Here is a 16,855-nt window from a genome sequence, read left to right on the forward strand (position 1 = left end):
TTCGTCGTTGACCCGTGTCAGTCGAGTGCCAGCACCGTGTGGACGGCGTTGTCCAGCTCGGCGGCGGGGTCCGGCAAGCCCGCGGTGGCGCGCCAGGCGACGACACCGTCGGGGCGCACGAGCACCGCGCCGCCGTCGATCAGGCGGTAGCGGTCGGCGAACCCACCCGAGGGGTCACCGAACGCGCCGTCCTCGCCGACCTGGACGACGCGCACCGACACACCGGTGCCCACCGCCACGCCCGCCGCGGCCCGCTGCCACTCCGTCGCGTCGTCGGTGGTGAACAGGACGAACTCAGCACCGAAGAGGTCGATCACGGACATCGCGACGCCCTCGTCGTCGACCAGCACGTGGGGAGCACGGGCACCCGCCCGCACCGACGGTGCCGTCGGGTCCTCCAGCAGCGCGGGGTCGAAGTCCGCACCGGGCACGAACGCGCCGGCCGGGTAGCGGTAGCCGAAGGTCATCACGGTCTCGTCGACCAGGTCCGCGGCCACGTCGGCCAGCTGCTTGCCCTCGCGCACCGCGAAGCGCAGGCCAGCCTGGCGGACGGTCTCCCGCGCCACCGGGAGGCGTTCCTGCTCGTAGCTGTCCAGCAGTGCCGGCGCGGCGCGGCCGGACAGCACGTAGGCCAGCTTCCACGCGAGGTTGTACGCGTCCTGGATGCCGGTGCTGGCACCGAAGGCGCCCGTCGGCGGCATGACGTGCGCCGCGTCGCCCGCGACGAAGACCCGGCCCTGCTTGAACCGGTCCGCGACCTTCGCCGAGATGTCCCACGACGGGGTGCCCGCGGCCTCGATGTCCACCGGCAGGTCCGGCACACCGACCGCCGCGCGCACCAGCTCGAGGCAGCGTTCCTCGGTGAAGTCCTCCGGCTTGTCGCCGCGGTCGGGGAAGTAGGAGACGTTGAGCACCCAGCGCTTCTCGTTGTCGACCGGGATGAGCGTGCCGCGCACCTCGGGGTTGTTGACGTAGGCCGCGACGATCTTGCGGCCGCGCAGCGCGTCGGTGAGGTCGGCGTGGAAGAAGAAGCTGATCAGGTTGGTGATCGTGCCCCGGCCGTGGTGACCGATGCCCAGGAGCTCGCGCACGCTGCTCTTGCTGCCGTCCGCGGCGATCACGTACTTGGCGCGGACGCGCAACGCGTCACCGGTGCCGAGATCGGTGATCACGGCGGTGACCCCGTCGCCGGACTCCTCCAGCGCGTCGAGCCGGTGGTGGAACCGGACGTCGGTGCCCGCCGCCACGGCGCGCTTGCGCAGGATCGGCTCGAGCTGGTTCTGGTCGATGAACGTCCACTGCGTCGCGCTGATCCGGCTGATGTCCTCCGGCGAGGCGTTGGGCATCCGGACGCGTTCCTCGCCTGCGAGCGTGTGCACGTGGACGAGGTCGGTGTTGCCGGAGATGGGCGACTGCCCGGCCCGGACCACCTCCTCCATGTCGACCGCGCGGTAGAGCTCCATCGTGCGCGGGTTGATCGCCCTGGCCTTGGGGTGGGCGGAGGTGTCCGCGTGCCGTTCGACGAGCATCGCGCGCTGACCGTGCCACGCCAGGAAGACCGCCGCCGACAGGCCGGTGAGCCCCCCGCCGACGATGAGAACGGGAACCTCTTCGTCGTACATGCTTTCCTCCGTAGCCGGGGTGCTCACTTGGTCCCGATCACCAGGGTGTGGGTGTCGAGGAACGGTTCCGCCGACGTGGACGTGAAACCCGCTTCACGCAGCCACGCCTGGCAGTCCGCCGCGCGGTACTCCGAGCCGGTCTCGCTCACCAGCCGCATGTGGAGGCTGCTCAGCAGGCGGTCCGGGTCGCTGCGGTCGTCGTCGATCATGCGGTCGTAGATCAGCACCCGGCCACCGGGGTTGACCGAGTCGAAGATCTTGCGCAGCAACGACTTCCGCTTCTCGTCGTCGAAGCCGTGCAGGATGTGGCCGAGCACGAGGACGTCGGCGGCGGGCACGGGGTCGGCGAAGAAGTCGCCGCCCGCGAAGGAGATCCGGTCGGTGAGGCCGAGCCTGCCGACGTGCTCGGTGAACAGCGGCCGGGTCCGCTCCAGGTCGAAGCAGGACGCCGCGAGGTGCGGGTGGGTCTGGACGAGCACCGCGGCGAGGTTGCCGCGCGCGCCGCCGACGTCGACGAACGACCGGTACGCCGACCAGTCGATCCGGTCGGCGAGCTCGGTGCCCATGCGGTCGGAGAAGGCGTCCAGCCCGGAGAGGAACCGCTTCATCCGCTCGGGGTCGGTGTGCTTGTCACCGAAGAAGCCGCCCTTGTCCGGGTCCAGCCGCTGCGGCTCGCCGGTGCGCAGCGCGTCGGTCAGCCGGTTCCAGGTCTCGTACAGCGTCTGGTCGGTCAGCTCGACGAAGCCGCCGAGGTAACCGCTGCGCCCCTGGACGAGATAGGCGTCGGCGATCGCGGCGTTGCGGTAGGAGTCCCCGTCGCGCTCCAGCAGTCCCAGTGCCGCCAGCGCGTCGAGGAAGTCGGTCGCGAGCCTCGGGTGCAGGCCGGCCGCCTCGGCGACGCTCGCGGCGTCCGCTGGGCCGTCCGCCAGCACGGAGAACACCCCGAGCCGGACCGCGCTCTGCAGCACCTTCGCCGAACAGTCCGCGATGGTCATCTTGATCAACTGGCCGGGGCTCACCGGCGTGCCGGCCGCCAGTTCCTCAGTACTCGTCACACGATCCTCCTCGACGCGCCAATTAATTAGGCCTGAAGAAGACGATGCCACGCATTGTGGAACCAGCCTGGAATCCGGCTGAACAACCCCGTCAGCGGAAGTCGTCGACGTTTTCGTTGACCCAGTCGACCAGCGAAAGGGGAACGGAGTCGATGACCTGCTCGAGGGTTTCGAAGACGATGCGGCCGCAGTCGGCCGACTGCTGCTTGAAGTCGAACAACGCGTTCACGTACTCGGGACACCACCCGCTAGCGGCCATTCGCACCTTGGACCGCTCGACGGTCTCCTCGACGAACTCGAGGCTTCTGCCCAACGCCACTTCGAGGCAGTTCACCTGCTGCCGCGGCGACAGCTCCTCCCTGCCGGTGAGCACGTGCGTCCTGCCGACGTGGCCGCCGCCGGTCATCGCCACGACGGCGGCAGCGGCGACGTCTCGTGGGTGCACGAGGGCAGCACCCAGATCGCCCGCGGTCGCGTAGACCGTGTTCTCCATGCGCACCGACCACGCCCAGCGGCAGAGGTCCGTCATGAACGCCCCGCACCGCAGCATCGTCCAGTCGAGCCCGGACGCCATCACCGCCGCCTCGTCCGCCTGGTCCTTCATGCTGATCGGGTCGGTCAGCCCGAACGCGCTGCCGATCGCCGACACCTTGACCACGTGGCGGACACCGGCCTTCTTCGCCTCGGCGAGGAGATCCGGTATTTTGACTCCTCCTCTCCGGCCGCTCGCCATGACGAAAACGCCCTCGACATTCTCCAGTGCGCCGGGTAGCGTTTCAGCATCGTCGAGCTCCCCGGTGAACACTTCTACTTCTGAATCGAAATAGGTCCCTTCCGGAACGCGGCTCAGCACCCGGATTCGGAACCCCGAAGTGACGAGCTGAACGACTATCTCGCGACCGACGTGCCCCATTGCACCGGTGACCAGATACATCCGTTTCTCCTTGCTGAGCAGCTCGGTGAGAACACCGTGATGTGCCGGGCCCGCGCATTCGGACCCGGCACATCACGGTGTGGGGCTCAGCCCTGACCGAACCATCGTTCGAGCGCGGCGTTGACGTTCTTGCGCACCTCGGTGCCGTCCCGGTCGGCCGCCCATGCGACGTAACCGTCCGGGCGGATCAGCACGGCGGCGAGCTCGGGCCGGTCCGCGCACGTGGCTTCGACGACCCGGACCTTGCCGTTCGGCTCGGCCGCCCAGTCCCGCACGCCCTCGGCGGTCTCCGGAAGTCCGCCCAGGTCCAGCAGGATGGCGTCACCGTCGTGCATGAGGTCGGAGAGCTTGCGGCTCTCGCCCGCGATGTCCAGCTGGAGGTCGGCCGCGAACACGCCGAGCAGCGGGTGCTCCGGGCCGTCCAGGTCGTAGCGCACGCCCACGCCGGTCAGCATCTCGGCGATGTAGTGGTTGACCTGGCCGAGTCGCATCCAGTCGGTGACGAGACCGCGCAGCGCCGTGACGTCCGGGTCCGGGTTCATCAGCGCGATCTGCGCCCTGGTGTTCTCCAGCACCTTCGCCGCGGGCGCGCGCCGTTCCTCGGTGTAGCTGTCCAGCAGCCCGCTGGGCGCGGTGCCGTGCACCGCGGCCGCGAGCTTCCAGCCGAGGTTGAACGCGTCCTGCAGACCGAGGTTGAGTCCTTGCCCGCCAACGGGGAAGTGCACGTGGGCGGCGTCGCCCGCGATCAGCAGCCGCCCGTTGCGGTAGGTGTCGGCCAGACGCGCGGAGTCGGTGAACCAGGAGAGCCAGCGCGCCTCGTGGGCACCGTGGTCCGTGCCCCAGATCTCGCGCATGCTCGAGGTCAGCTCGTCGAGCGTCAGCTCCTCGGCCGGGTCCTTCCCGACGGCGAAGTCGAACGTCGCGACCCGGTGGTAGCCCTCCTCCAGCGGGACGCAGAAGAGCAGGCCGCGCTCGGTCCGCTCCATGCCCATCGGCGCGTCCTCGCCCTCGCGGAGCTTGACGTCGCCGAGCCGCGCGGTGACCCGGCCGCCGGAACCGGGGAAGTCGATGCCGGCGGTCTTGCGGACCAGGCTGCGCGCGCCGTCGCAACCGACGACGTACTTCGCGCGGAACCGGAACGCGCCTTCGGGTCGCTGCCCGTCGACGGTGACGCCGTCGTCGTCCTGCTGGATGGCGCTCACCTCGTGGCGGCGGAGCACGTCCGCGCCGAGCTCGGTGGCCCGCTCCTCCAGCAGCTGCTCCGTCTTCGTCTGCTGGACGAGCAGCGCGTACGGGTGGCTGCTGTCGAGGACGCTGAAGTCGACCCACTCGTCGAGACCGGCGAAGTGGCCGTTCGCCCACGACCGCGCTCCCGCGCGGAACCGGTCGACCAGGCCGCGGCGGTCCAGCACCTCGAGCGACCGGGCGTGCAGCCCGAACGCCTTCGAGTGCGGCGAGCGCTCGGCCAGCCGTTCGAGCACGGCCACGTCGACACCGGCGAGCCGCAGCTCGGCCGCCAGCATCATGCCGACCGGGCCGCCACCGACCACGACGACGTCGTACTCGCGGGAAAACTCAGAAGATGTGGTCATGGGGTGGTTTTCTCCATCTCGTTGCCATGGGAAGTTCGGTCGTGCTCAGCGGCTCAGCACGGCGCGGAAGACAGCGGCCAGCTCGTGCACCGGGTCCTGGGCGGAGCCCCGCGAACGCCACGCCACGAACCCGTCCGGCCGGACCAGGACGGCGCCATCGGCGGCGATGCCGTAGGCGGCGAGCCAACCACCGGAGGGATCCGCGAGCAGCGAGCCCGGTGCGATCCGGTGGGCGGCCACGGACACCTCCAGCTCGGTGCTCACCGCGTTCGCGGCACGCAGCCACTCGTCCGCGCGCTCGCCGGCCAGCAGGACGAAACCCGTGCCGAACAGGTCCACAGTGGACACCGGTTCACCCTGCAGCTCCAGCAGCACGTGCGGTGCGCGGCCGCCCGGCTCACCGCCCAGCGCGCGCGGGTCGGTCGTCACCTGCTCGAGGTCGCCTTCGGCGCGCACGGCGGTGGACCGGTAGCGGTAGCCCGTGGTGACCGTGATCGCGTCGTCGACGGCGGCCAGCTGTTCTTCGGTCGCCTTCTTCGAGCGGACCGCGAGCGTCAGCGAACCCTGTCCGGCGACGTAGCGCCCGACCGGCTCGCGCTCGGCGGCGTAGGTGTCGACCAGTTCCGGGCCCGCCTGGCCGTGCACGACCATCGCGAGCTTCCAGGCGAGGTTGTGCGCGTCGGCGATGCCGGTGTTGGCGCCGTAGCCGCCCGTCGGCGGGATGACGTGCGCGGCGTCGCCCGCGAGCAGCACCCGGCCGTCGACGAACCGCTCGGCGACCTGCTCCGCCATGTCCCACGGGAAGACCGACCGGATCCGGATCGCCGTGCTCGGGTCACCGATCGCGGCGCGCACGAGCTCCGCGCACCGCGCGTCGCCGAAGTCCTCGAGGCTCTCGCCCTTGTCCGGGTCGTAGGCGACGATGAACGTGCCCTCGGTGAGGGTGTCGTCGTGCACCAGAATCCCGCTCACGACGGAGTTCTGCACGTGCACGACGCTGAACCGGCGCCCGCGCAGCGCCTCGGACATGTCGGCGTTGAACGCGATGCTGACGTGCCTGGACAGCACGCCGCGCCCGGTGCGGGCGATGCCCAGCGACTCGCGGACCGCGCTGCGCGGACCGTCCGCCGCCACCAGGTAGTCGGCGCGCACGGTCGTCGTCGCACCCGTCGCCACGTCGGCGAGCACCGCGGTCACGCCGTCGGCGTCCTGCTCGAACGAGCGCAGTTCGGTGCCGAACCTCAGTTCCGCGCCGAGCTCCTCCGCGCGGTAGCGCAGGTGCGGCTCCAGCCTGTCCTGCGGCAGGAGAACCATCCGGCACGGTGTGAGGTCGCTCAGCGCGTCCTCGTCCTCGAGCTCCTCCTTGGCGAAGAGCTCCTTGCCGGCCAGCGACTCGACGCCGGCACGGGTCCGGTGCGTCGCGAACCCCGCAGCGGACTTCTCCACCGCGTCCGCCACACCGGCGGAGCGGAGCAGCTCGATCGTCCGCGGGTAGTAGCCGACCGCCCGCGGGTGGATCGACGTGGACGGATGACGCTCCACCAGCACGCAGGGAACGTTGTGATGGGCGAGGAACATCGCCGTGGACAAGCCGACCACGCTTCCCCCGACGACCAAGACCGGTGCATGCCCATCACTCATCGCGCTCCCCTTTCGCTGCCTCAACGCCGGTATGGTGCCCAGCCGATCTTGCTCGTCGCTGAAATGTCACTGGAATCCCTGACCAGGGCCGTTGGTGCTCGAACCCGAGCCGCCGTCTCCCGGGTTCGAGCACCTGTGGCGGTGGTGCGATCAGACGCAGTCAGCCGGGTCGCTCGCGCTCGTCCTGGTGGCCGAGGCCTTGGAAGGCCACGAGCCGAGCGGAGTGCCGTCGGACGCGAAGATCTCCGAAACGCCCGAACTGGTGAAGTTGTCGCTTTCCTGACCGGCCTGCTGGCTCGCCTTCACCGTGATGGGGTTGCCCGCCGGGTCGAGCGCGCCGCGCACGACCTCGAACGAGAAGTGGTCCGCGTCCGTCGCCGACCAGGTGCCCACGCCGGTGCTGGCGCTTTCACCCGAGCCGAACGTGACGCAGGCCTTGCCGCTGGCGGCGAACGACAGCGTGGCGTGCTGCGCCGGAGCGTCCGCCACGGTCACGATGCCGTCCCAGGTGCCGACCGGGGTCGTGTCGGCGGCAGCGGACGCGGGAATCGCCGTTCCCAGCACCGCGGCCAGTGCCGCGGTCACGCCCATGATTCGTTGCGAGTAAGACATCTGCATCAACCCGTTCCGTCAGTCCATCACTTGCCCGGCGAGGAGTCTCACCGTGTTGATGATCTTTCCGGCCGACGGTCCAAGATCAATCCACGCGTCCTGAACTTCGTTACATGCCAGGACTTTCAGACGTTGAGAGCGCTCTCGCGCCCTAGGGCCGGCCGAGCCCCGCGTCGCGGGCGCGGATGATGGCCGCGGCGCGGTCCGCCACCTGGAGCTTCGTGAAGATCGCGGAGACGTTGTTCGCGACGGTCTTGGACGCGACGCCGAGGCGGGTGGCGATGGCCCCGTTGGGCAGTCCCGCCGCGAGCAGGTCGAGTATCTGGCGCTCGCGGCCGGTCAGGTCCGGGAACGGCACGTCCGCGGCGGCCGGCGGGGCGGCGAAGAAGCTGAGAACGCGTTGTGCCACAGCGGGTCCGAAGATCGCTTCGCCCGCGGCAACGGCGCGGATGGCCCTGGCGATCTCGTCCTGTTCGGCGCCCTTGACCAGGTAGCCGCGGGCGCCCGCGCGCATCGCCGCGAAGACCGAGTCGTCGTCGGAGAACATGGTCAGCACGAGCACGGCCACGCCGGGTGCGGCGCGGGCGATCTCCTTCGTGGCGGCGATGCCGTCGAGGTCCGGCATCTGCAGGTCGAGCACGGCCACGTCCGGGCGGGTGGCGACCACCTCGCGCACGGCCTCGCGGCCGGTGGCGGCCACACCCGCGACGGTGAAGCCGGGCAGCGACGTGAGCAGCGCCGTCATGCCCTCGCGGACGATCGGGTGATCGTCCGCGATCACCACCCGGATCTCTGGCGCGGCTGTCATGGGACCACCAAGGGCAGGGACACGTGGACCCGGCCGCCGGTGGGCGACGGGCCCGCGTCGAAGCGGCCGCCGAGCTCCGCGGCGCGCTCGCGCATGGTGTTCAGGCCGACGCCAGGATGCCACGGGCCGTTGAGCGGGCCGTCGTCGGTGATCTCCACGTCCAGGTCGTCGGTGCAGCGCAGCCGGAGCACGGCACCGGACGCGCCGGAGTGCCGCACCACGTTGGTGAGCGCCTCGGTGGCGATGCGGTACGCCGCCACCTCGACGGCGGCCGGGAGTGCCGGGACCTCGTCGGGGACGTCGAGCCGGACGTGGAGCGCGGCGCCGTCGGCGCGCCAGGCCAGGTGTTCGGCCCGTTGCCGGAGTGCGCCGAGCAGGCCGAGCTCGTCGAGCGCGGGTGGGCGCAGGTTCTCGACGAGGCGGCGCACGTCGGTGATCGCGGTGCGGACGTCCGTGCGGATCGCCGCCAGCAGGCTCCGCGTGCGGGCGGGGTCGGTGCCGAGGAGGTTGGTGGCGGCGTCGGCGGTGAGCGCCACGCCGGTCAGCGTGGGGCCGAGGCCGTCGTGCAGGTCTCGGCGCAGCCGGCGGCGTTCCTCTTCTTGCGCGGCAACGATTCTCTCGCGGGAGGTCTGCAGCTGGGCGGACAGCAGGGTGGCGTGCACGGCAACCGCGAGCGGCGCGGCGACGAGACCGAGCACCGCGCGGTCCGCCGCCCCGAGGTCGCCCTCGCCGGGACGCACGCCGACGCGCAGCTCACCGACGGGCGCGCCGCCGTACTCGAGCGGGACGACGGCGACCTCGGCGGGCGCCGTGCCGTCCTCGGCGAGTGGTCCGTCGCTCGTGTGGACCGCGACGTACGGCACGCGCAGCGCGGTGCGGATCGCGGACACGACGCCCGCGAGCCCCGGTCCGGCGAGCTGTTCTCCCACGCGGGACACCACGCGTGCGGGATCGCCTCGGTCGCCGTACAACGCGCGGTCGACGAGCCGCTGCAGCCGCGGCAGGACGGGCGCGACGAGCAGCGCCACCACGATCGTCGCCACCGCCGACCTGCCGAGCTGCGCGGACACGAACCGGTCCAGCACGGCGACCAGCACCCCGTACGCCAGCACCACGCAGGCGGACAGCAGCAGCCAGGTGACCACCCGCGACACCACGAGCCGGATGTCCAGCAGGCGGTGCCGGATGATCGCGATGGTCACCGCGACCGGGATCAGCGGGATGGCGAACAGCACCACGATCGGCGTGCCCGTCACGAGCGACCACGGCGTGACGAATCCGACGGTGGTGATGGTGGCCAGCACCAGCCACAGCAGCTGACGGCGCAGCACGTCGTCACCGCGCCGGTACCGCACGACCATCGCGATGATCCCGACGAACAGCGCGGCCAGCGTCCGCACCTCGCTGAGGATCCACAGTGGAGCGACCTGGTCGTACCAGTCGACGGTCAGGTACCCGGTGGGCAGGCCGGGCGTCAGCGGTTGCGGGGTCGCTCCGAGCTCCACCACGAACAGCGGGGCGGTGACGACCAGCACGAGCAGCACGGGCCGCCAGCGGGGCGAAGGCGGCCTGCCGTCGGGGAAGAGCACCAGCGCCAGCGGCAGCAACAACCCGATGGACCACGGCCACGAGTAGGCGAACACCGTGGCGACCAGCCGCTGGAGGCCGACGGGCGCGCCGCCGTCGTGCAGGACCTGGAGCAGCGGTGCGGCCATCGCGGTGGTGGCGTGGCCGAGTCCGTCGGCCACGAACAGCCAGCCGATCGGGTTGCGCGGCCGGTGCCAGGCGATGATCGCGCCGCAGGCGGCGAACGCCGCGCCGATGACCGAGTTGGTCACCACGAAAGCGTTCAGCGCCTGCTGCCACGACCACCCGACGCCGATCGTGAACGCGACGGCGAGGCCGACCTCGGCGACGGCGAGCGCACCGAGGCCGGACGAGAGCGCGCGGCCGACTGCCATGTGGACAGTGTCCGCCCTCGGGTTCCCGCTGTCCCGGGATCGTGATCCCGGATCGGCCGGGCGATCTCCTCGTTCACCCGGAACGCGGCCTCATGCCGGGGGAGGTGTCCCGGCCGCACGGTGGACGCAGTCGAACTCCGGAGGTGTCCAGTGTCCAGATCCACGCGTGCCGGGCTGATCGTGCTCGGTGTGCTCTCAGTGCTCGACCTGTTGCTGCCGCTGCTGACCGACGGCGAGCACCCACCGATGGCGATCGCGCTGGTCGCCGCCGCACTGGGGCTGGCCAGCCTGGTCCTCGTGGTGTCGGCGTGGCGTGGCGCCACCCGCGCGGTGGTCCCGCTGGTCGTTCTGCGCGCGTTGTCCGCGCTCGGGGCCGTGCCCGCGGCCGTCGTGCCCGGCGTCCCCCAGCCGGCGATCATCGCAGCGGGTGCAGGCGTGCTGCTCACGGCCGTCGGCATCGTCCTCGTGCTGGCCAGCCGGGTCACGGCGGGTGCGCGATGACCGCCGGCCTCCTGACCGCCGCCCCGCGGACGAGACGTCCGTCCCGCTGGCTGGCCGCGGCGCTGCTGCCCGTCGGCCCGGCCGCGATCGCCGTGCTCCGGCTGGTCATCCCCTACGACACGACGGACTCCCCGGCCGCGGCCGTCGCGAAGGTCGCCGCGGATCCGGACGCCATGTCCCTGGCCGTCTGGCTGGGCCTCGTCGGCATGCTGACCATGGTTCCGGCCGTGCTGTGGGTCGCCGGGCTCACCCGCGCGGCGGCACCGCGCACGACCGCGGCGGCCGTGCTGCTGCTCGTCCCCGCCTACCTGTCGCTCGGTGTGCTGCTGTCCGGTGACGCGGTCCTGCTGTTCGGTGTGCGGGAAGGACTGCCCGACGGTGTGACCGCCCAGCTGTTCGACGGCGCGTCGGTGCACCCGGCGATCGCCGTCGCGGGCCTGGTGTTCATCGTCGGCCACGTCTTCGGCACGGTGCTGCTGGGTGTGGCGATGTGGAGCTCGCGCGCGGTGCCGCGCTGGGCGGCCGTGGCGACGCTGGTGTCGCAACCGCTGCACTTCGTGGCGGCCGTGGTGATCGTCAGCCACCCGCTCGACCTCGTCGCGTGGGGCCTGAACGCGGCAGGCTTCGCCGCGGCGGCGATCGCACTCCTCCGGCAGCCTCCTGCCGAGTAGGTCCCGTTCGCACGGCCGACCCGGCGTCCACTGTGGACCCCGGGTCGGCCACGAGAGTGATCAGTTGGCCTCGGGAGTGCCGTCAGGCATCGCGAGCCGGTATCCCACCGCGAGCAGGGGCGCGACCACGGCGAAGACGGGCATGAGCTGGTTGAGCTGGACGCCCGCGACGACAGGCAGCCGGTCGGCGAACTCGGGATCGGTGAACTCGGCACCGGGGAACAGGATCGCGGGTACCTGCGTGGCGGAGTAGAAGCCGGCGAACAACGTCGCCCAGCGCACCGCGGATCGGGATCGCTTCCCCGGTCCCCACAGCTGCCAGAGGCTCACCGCCGCCAGTTCGAAACCGAGCGCGATCGTCTGTCCGTTGTGGAACTTCGCGTGCGGGGGCCAGTTCGGGTTGAACACGTGGGTCTCGTTCCAGTCAGCGGCGATCGCCCCGGCCGGCCCGGCGATCGCCACCGCGGAGATGAGCAACTTCCCGACCAGACGTCGAGTGGAGCGGCCCGCGGTGCTCACGACGCCGCGCCACGGGTGCCGGTGAAGGCGATCGACATCATCGCGGCCTTCGCCTTGCCGGTCATCCGGTCGCCGTCGATCGAGGCGGTGCACGTGACCTTCACCGGGAAGGGCGAGGTGAGCTTGGCGGTGAACCTGAGGTCGTCGCCCGCGAGCTCGCACTCCTCCAGCGCGACGCCGTCGAGGGTGCCTGCCGTCCCGCCGGTGCCGAGCACCAGCGCACTCCGCCTCTCCCCGCTCGGTGTCCGGAAGCGCAACGTCCACGTGGTGACGGCGGGGTTGAGGCGCCGGTACTCGGCGGCGGCCGCCATCGACGCCCGGTGCTCCTCCGCTGTGTCGGGAACGTCGGCGGGGTCGAACTCCTTGGTGGCGAAGAACCTCTCCATCGCCTCGTTGGCGCCGACGGCGTGCTCACCGGCTCGGGGGAACATGACCTTTTCGTAGCGGATGACGGCTTCGTCGACCGTGGCCTCCTCCGCGATGGCGCGGGCGAGCTCGGCGCCGTCGAGCATCGCGAGGTTCACGCCGAAGCCGCCCCACGGGGACATCAGGTGCGCGGCGTCCCCCAGCAAGGTCACGCCGGGACGGTGCTCCCACGCCAGAGGTGCGGGCAGCGCGTGGATCGGGCGGTTGACGAAGCCGCCGTCGCCGTCGGTGATGAACGGCATCAGGTCGTCGGACCAGCCGGCGAACTCCGCGCGCAGGAACCGTTGCACGGCAACCCGGTCGTCGAGGTCGAGGTCGGCGCACCAGTCGAGGCCGGTGCGCAGGGCGACGTAGCCGCGGACGTGCCCGTTGCTGTTGCGCTGGCCGATGAGCGCCCGTCCGGCGTTGTCGCTGGCGAACATGTGGCCGTCGCCGACGAGCTTCGCGATGCGGGGATGCCGGACGTCGACGTCGTCGAAGCGGGCGTCGAGGAACGAGATGCCGCTGTAGTCCGGGGTGGCGCCGGTCAGGAGTGGACGGACCCTCGACCAGGCCCCGTCGGCCCCGATCAGCAGGTCGGCCTCGGCGACGGCACCGTTGGCGAACTCGAGGCGGTGCACTCCCCCGCCGAGCGGCGTCGCCACGTGCAGCTTGTGGCCCCACCGCACGGTTCCAGCTGCCAGGTGCGCCGCGAGCAGCGCCCGCAGCTGCCCGCGGTCGATCTCGTTCGCTGCCTCGTCGTGTTCCTCGGGGACGTACGCGACCAGCACGGTGCCGTGCTGGTCGAGCCGGGTCTTGGCCTGGCCTTCGGGCCGGGCGAGTGCGCGGAACTCGGCTAAGAGACCCGCGTCCTCCAAGGCGATCTGCCCCGAGTCGGCCTTGAGGTCGAGCGTGCCTCCGGCGTCACGGGCACCGACAGAGGCGTCGGCGTCGTAGACGGCGACCTCGATGCCGTGCCGCTGCAGGACACGGGCGCACAGCAGGCCGCCGGGTCCGGCTCCGATGATGGCGATGCGTGGAGTGGTCATGTGCAGGCTCCAAAGTTTCAGTAGCTGTAAAACTATAGTAGCAGAAACTATCGTGCGGCTGGACTACGCTGGAGCCATGAGTGCGCGATCGGTGAGCTGGACGGCTCTGCGCGGCCCGGCGGGCCACCCGCCGGCCGACGAAGGACTGCGGGAGCGCAAGAAGCGCCTGATGCGCCAGCAGCTCTCCGACACGGCGACTGAGCTGTTCATGGAACGGGGCTTCGACGCCGTCCGGGTGGCCGAGATCGCCGAGGCGTGCGGGGTGTCGGAGAAGACGGTCTTCAACTACTTCCCGACCAAGGAGTCGCTGGTACTGGACCGCTGGGAGGCCACGACCGTCTCGCTGCGGTCGGGCCTGGCCGACGCTTCACCCGTCGACGCGGTGCTGCGGATCCTGGCCAGCGAACTGGAGGACGTGCTGTCCTGGCTCGCCGGACAGGAGGATGCGGCGCTGGCGCGCTCTGCGGTGCGACGCTTCGGCGAACTGGTCAGCGCCACGCCGTCATTGCGCGCGCACCAGCGGGATGCGCTGGACCGCGTGGTCACCGTCGCCGCGGAGATACTGGCCGAGCGCGCCGGGATGAGCGCCGACGACCCCGAGCCGCGGATCGCCGCGACCGCACTGGTCGGGCTGTGGGACGTGCAGGCCCGCTCACTGCGGGCCCACCTGGACGGCGACCAAGGGCTGGACGAGGTTCGCGACGGCGTGTCGGCCGCGGTTCACCGCGCGGCACGCGTCATCGACACCGGACTCGGCTCGTACCCCTTCACACCAAGCCAGTCGTAGTGATCAGGAGTGCCACAGGCCTCCTGATCACTCACGACTTCTCGCTGAGAACCTCGCTGAGCTTCTGGGCGAACGCCTCGGGCTGGCCGGGATAGCCGAACTCGGGGCCTAGGAAACCGCCGTGGTGGCTCGGGAACACGACCGCCTGCAGACCGAGCAGCTCGGCGGCGGCGAGCGAGGTGCGTCCGGTGAAGACGTCGCCGGACTCCTCACCGACGGCGATCACGACGCGCGTCGGTGCCGCGGCGAGCGCGTCGACGTCGGGGCGGTAGCTGCTGACGGCCCACGACCGGTCGGACAGCAGCACGTCGTCGCGCGCGCCGTCGTCCTCGGCGGGCAGCCCGAACTGGACGGGATCGGCCGCGGGCTGGGCGAAGTACTCGTCGGTGAACTCGCCACGCCAGGCCGTCATCGCGATGAACGCCGCCATCCCGGCGCCGAACCCCTTGGCCTCGTAGGCGTCACGGATGCCCGCACGGGCGCGCTCCGCGGCCTCGGCGTCCGACAGCACCGGGATGAGCGGCGGTTCGTGCGCGACGAGGGTCGACACGTCGTCCGGGTGGGCCGCCACGAGCGCGAGCGCGGTCACCGCGCCACCGCTGCTGGCGAACATCTCGACCGGCCCCGCACCCAGCGCCTCGATCACCGCGTGCACGTCACCCGCCTGGACGTCGGGCGAGTTCTCGACCCGGCCGTCCTTGCGCGTGCTGCGGCCGAGACCGCGCGGGTCGTAGGTGACCACCGTGCGGTCGGGGAGGAACGACGCCAGGGTGGCGAACCCGTCGGCGGTCATGGGCTGGCCGATCATGAACAGCGGCGGCCTGCCGTCGGCGGCGGGCAGCGGGCCGTGCACGTCGTAGGTGAGGTCGGCTTCGGCGGTTTCGAGCAGGTGCGTCGTCGTCATCGCAGTCGCTACATCTCCCGTGTCGAGAACTCAGCGAAAACCCTACGCCCGAGTGCCCGGACAGGCAGCCTTTCCACTCGGCACGCAGACCGCATGAAGTGGATCTGCCACCGGCCATCGCGATGTACAGCCGCCTGGCGCGGCGCGTTGTGGTAGTGATCATGCGTGATGCGATTCGGACACATGCGCGCAGCGATGGCCTTGGCAGCGCTCGCGACCATCGCGGGATGCAGCCAACAACAGCCGCCCACCCCAGCGCAGGTGAGCGTGACATCGGCGCCCAACACATCCGCAGCACTAGCGGTCGACGCGGCAGTCGAGCTCGAGGCAGCGGTCCGCGCGTACTCGGCGGCGTACCTCGGTGGGAAGGGCGAGGCCTACGATCTGCTGTCGCAGCGCTGCAGGGAACGCATGACGCGTGCTGCGTTCCTCCAACTCGTCGCCGCGGCGAGCGAGCAGTACGGCCCGCAGGAGATCGCGTCGTTGAAGATCGATCAGGTCAGCGGCGACCTCGGCCGGGTGACCTACACCTACGCGAAGCCCGAACTGGACCAGCGCGGCGAGCCTTGGGTGCGAGAGACCGGCATGTGGCGCGTCGACGACTGCTGAGTGTTCACAGGCACGGTGGCCGGTAGCCGTCGACGCGCAGTCCGCGGAAGTCCAGCTCGTTCGGGGTCTTGCCGACGAAGACGAGGCCGCGCGCCTCGGTCAGCGCCGAAGCCAGCGAGTACGTCGGCTTGCCCAGTTCGGGCAGCGTCGTCCACTTGTCGGGCGCGAAGCTGAAGAACTTCCGCACGAGCTTTCCGCGGGTCGACGGAACGAGCGTGAGCCACTTGTCGCCGCCGCTCCAGTGCGAGGCGGGACGCAACTGGACGTAGAGGTCGTCGGTGGCGCTGTAGGTCAGCCAGAAGCCGGACGACCGGGAGAGATCGGCCTGCGCCTCGAACTTGTTGCCGAGCCACACGACGATCACGTGCCACTCGGCGTTGAGGAACGTCACCTTGGCCGCGTACCGGTCGCGCTCGCGGACGAGCAGGCTGCCGGTCGCGGGCACGGTGGTGCCCTCGCCGCTGGCGAGCCACTGCTGCAACCGGTCGATCGACGGCGTCGCGCATTCACAGTTCTGCTGATGCGACGCATCGCTGCCGGACGCGTGGCCGAACGGGCCGACCAGCAGGGACGCGATCACCGCGAGAACACTGACCAATGCGACCGTTCCACGACTGTGCGTCGTCCCCATGCGCATTCCAGCGACCGTAGCGGGTCGGCGCGTGAGTTGGGAAGGATCAGTGCTTGCGCACGACGCGTTCCGGTTGGCCCTCTTTCCAGACGTGGATGTCGAGGTGGCCCTCGTTCATCCCCACCGAGGACGCACTGACGATGTCGGCGGCGTAGAAGCGGTCGAACCGGCGGCCGCGGAGGTCGAACCCCGTGGTGGCGAACAGGTCTTCGGCGAACCGCTGGTGCAGCTGCGGGTCGGGCACGTCGCGGACGCGTCCGAACAGCTTCGCGTCGCCGTCCGACACGCCGGTGTCGACCGTGGCCGTGTGCAGGCAGAACCGCGGATCGCGCTCCAGGTCCGCGAACTTGGTGGTGTTGGGCATGCCGACGATCCAGAGCTCGTTCTCGAAGAACCGCGGCTCCATCGGGCTGATCCGCGGGAACCCGTCGGAGCGCAATGTGCCGAGCATGCACAGGTTGCCGGTCGCGGTGTGCCTGCGGACGAACGTGTCGGCGATCCGCGGGGCACCCTGGGCGAAGTCGTTCCACGTGGCCATGCCCCCGAGCCTAGGG

Annotated in this window: 17 protein-coding genes; 4 read left to right on the forward strand and 13 right to left on the reverse strand. The window is 70.9% G+C overall.

Annotated elements, in window-relative coordinates; translation table 11 throughout:
- Positions 1–17 precede the first annotated feature (17 nt).
- From FKR81_RS19690 to FKR81_RS19725, 8 genes are all read right to left on the reverse strand, one after another.
- On the reverse strand, positions 18–1,622 hold the full coding sequence (locus tag FKR81_RS19690) for an FAD-dependent monooxygenase (protein ID WP_146353566.1): 1,605 nt from the start codon (positions 1,620–1,622) through the stop codon (positions 18–20).
- A gap of 23 nt (positions 1,623–1,645) precedes the next feature.
- Positions 1,646–2,677 (reverse strand): methyltransferase, encoded by a 1,032-nt coding sequence (locus FKR81_RS19695; protein ID WP_146353567.1) that lies wholly within the window; start codon positions 2,675–2,677, stop codon positions 1,646–1,648.
- A gap of 91 nt (positions 2,678–2,768) precedes the next feature.
- Positions 2,769–3,611, reverse strand: a complete 843-nt coding sequence (locus FKR81_RS19700; RefSeq protein WP_146353568.1) for an SDR family oxidoreductase — start codon at positions 3,609–3,611, stop codon at positions 2,769–2,771.
- Positions 3,612–3,697: 86 nt separating this feature from the next.
- Positions 3,698–5,203: an FAD-dependent monooxygenase gene (locus FKR81_RS19705; RefSeq protein WP_146353569.1), complete on the reverse strand. Its 1,506-nt coding sequence runs from the start codon at positions 5,201–5,203 to the stop codon at positions 3,698–3,700.
- 45 nt (positions 5,204–5,248) lie between these two features.
- Positions 5,249–6,844 carry an FAD-dependent oxidoreductase gene (locus tag FKR81_RS19710; protein ID WP_146353570.1) on the reverse strand — a complete coding sequence of 532 codons (1,596 nt, stop codon included), beginning with the start codon at positions 6,842–6,844 and terminating at the stop codon, positions 5,249–5,251.
- Positions 6,845–6,994: 150 nt separating this feature from the next.
- Positions 6,995–7,462, reverse strand: a complete 468-nt coding sequence (locus tag FKR81_RS19715) for a hypothetical protein (RefSeq protein WP_146353571.1) — start codon at positions 7,460–7,462, stop codon at positions 6,995–6,997.
- 145 nt (positions 7,463–7,607) lie between these two features.
- Entirely contained in the window at positions 7,608–8,264 is a 657-nt protein-coding gene (locus tag FKR81_RS19720) for a response regulator transcription factor (protein ID WP_186763056.1), read from the reverse strand.
- The gene (locus tag FKR81_RS19725) at positions 8,261–10,225 is read right to left on the reverse strand and encodes a sensor histidine kinase (RefSeq protein WP_146353572.1); all 1,965 of its coding nucleotides are present in this window, start codon (positions 10,223–10,225) and stop codon (positions 8,261–8,263) included. Before FKR81_RS19725 ends, FKR81_RS19720 begins: the two co-directional genes overlap by 4 nt.
- Before the next feature lie 150 nt (positions 10,226–10,375).
- Between FKR81_RS19725 and FKR81_RS19730 the strand changes: the two genes are divergently transcribed.
- Together FKR81_RS19730 and FKR81_RS19735 are read left to right on the forward strand one after the other, a co-directional pair.
- The gene (locus FKR81_RS19730; protein WP_146353573.1) at positions 10,376–10,726 is read left to right on the forward strand and encodes a hypothetical protein; all 351 of its coding nucleotides are present in this window, start codon (positions 10,376–10,378) and stop codon (positions 10,724–10,726) included.
- On the forward strand, positions 10,723–11,397 hold the full coding sequence (locus FKR81_RS19735; RefSeq protein ID WP_146353574.1) for a hypothetical protein: 675 nt from the start codon (positions 10,723–10,725) through the stop codon (positions 11,395–11,397). The genes FKR81_RS19730 and FKR81_RS19735 overlap by 4 nt, the downstream gene beginning before the upstream one ends.
- Positions 11,398–11,457: 60 nt before the next feature.
- Here the strand turns inward: FKR81_RS19735 and FKR81_RS19740 are convergent, their stop codons facing one another.
- Entirely contained in the window at positions 11,458–11,916 is a 459-nt protein-coding gene (locus FKR81_RS19740) for a DUF6640 family protein (RefSeq protein ID WP_146353575.1), read from the reverse strand.
- Complete coding sequence (locus FKR81_RS19745) at positions 11,913–13,370, reverse strand: FAD-dependent oxidoreductase (RefSeq protein WP_146353576.1); 1,458 nt, start codon at positions 13,368–13,370, stop codon at positions 11,913–11,915. Before FKR81_RS19745 ends, FKR81_RS19740 begins: the two co-directional genes overlap by 4 nt.
- A 76-nt stretch (positions 13,371–13,446) precedes the next feature.
- Between FKR81_RS19745 and FKR81_RS19750 the strand changes: the two genes are divergently transcribed.
- Positions 13,447–14,157: a TetR/AcrR family transcriptional regulator gene (locus FKR81_RS19750; protein WP_146353577.1), complete on the forward strand. Its 711-nt coding sequence runs from the start codon at positions 13,447–13,449 to the stop codon at positions 14,155–14,157.
- A gap of 31 nt (positions 14,158–14,188) precedes the next feature.
- Here FKR81_RS19750 and FKR81_RS19755 read toward each other — a convergent pair whose 3' ends face one another.
- The gene (locus tag FKR81_RS19755) at positions 14,189–15,061 is read right to left on the reverse strand and encodes an alpha/beta fold hydrolase (RefSeq protein WP_146353578.1); all 873 of its coding nucleotides are present in this window, start codon (positions 15,059–15,061) and stop codon (positions 14,189–14,191) included.
- Between the two features lie 261 nt (positions 15,062–15,322).
- Between FKR81_RS19755 and FKR81_RS19760 the strand changes: the two genes are divergently transcribed.
- Positions 15,323–15,670, forward strand: coding sequence for a hypothetical protein (locus FKR81_RS19760; protein WP_222598334.1), 348 nt, complete (start codon positions 15,323–15,325; stop codon positions 15,668–15,670).
- Between the two features lie 4 nt (positions 15,671–15,674).
- Here the strand turns inward: FKR81_RS19760 and FKR81_RS19765 are convergent, their stop codons facing one another.
- Together FKR81_RS19765 and FKR81_RS19770 are read right to left on the reverse strand one after the other, a co-directional pair.
- A complete protein-coding gene (locus FKR81_RS19765) occupies positions 15,675–16,247 on the reverse strand; it encodes a hypothetical protein (protein ID WP_146353755.1) in 573 nt (190 codons plus the stop codon).
- Positions 16,248–16,347: 100 nt separating this feature from the next.
- Positions 16,348–16,839 (reverse strand): pyridoxamine 5'-phosphate oxidase family protein, encoded by a 492-nt coding sequence (locus tag FKR81_RS19770; RefSeq protein ID WP_146353579.1) that lies wholly within the window; start codon positions 16,837–16,839, stop codon positions 16,348–16,350.
- Positions 16,840–16,855: the final 16 nt, after the last annotated feature.

This window comes from Lentzea tibetensis (assembly GCF_007845675.1).
GTDB lineage: Bacteria > Actinomycetota > Actinomycetes > Mycobacteriales > Pseudonocardiaceae > Lentzea > Lentzea tibetensis.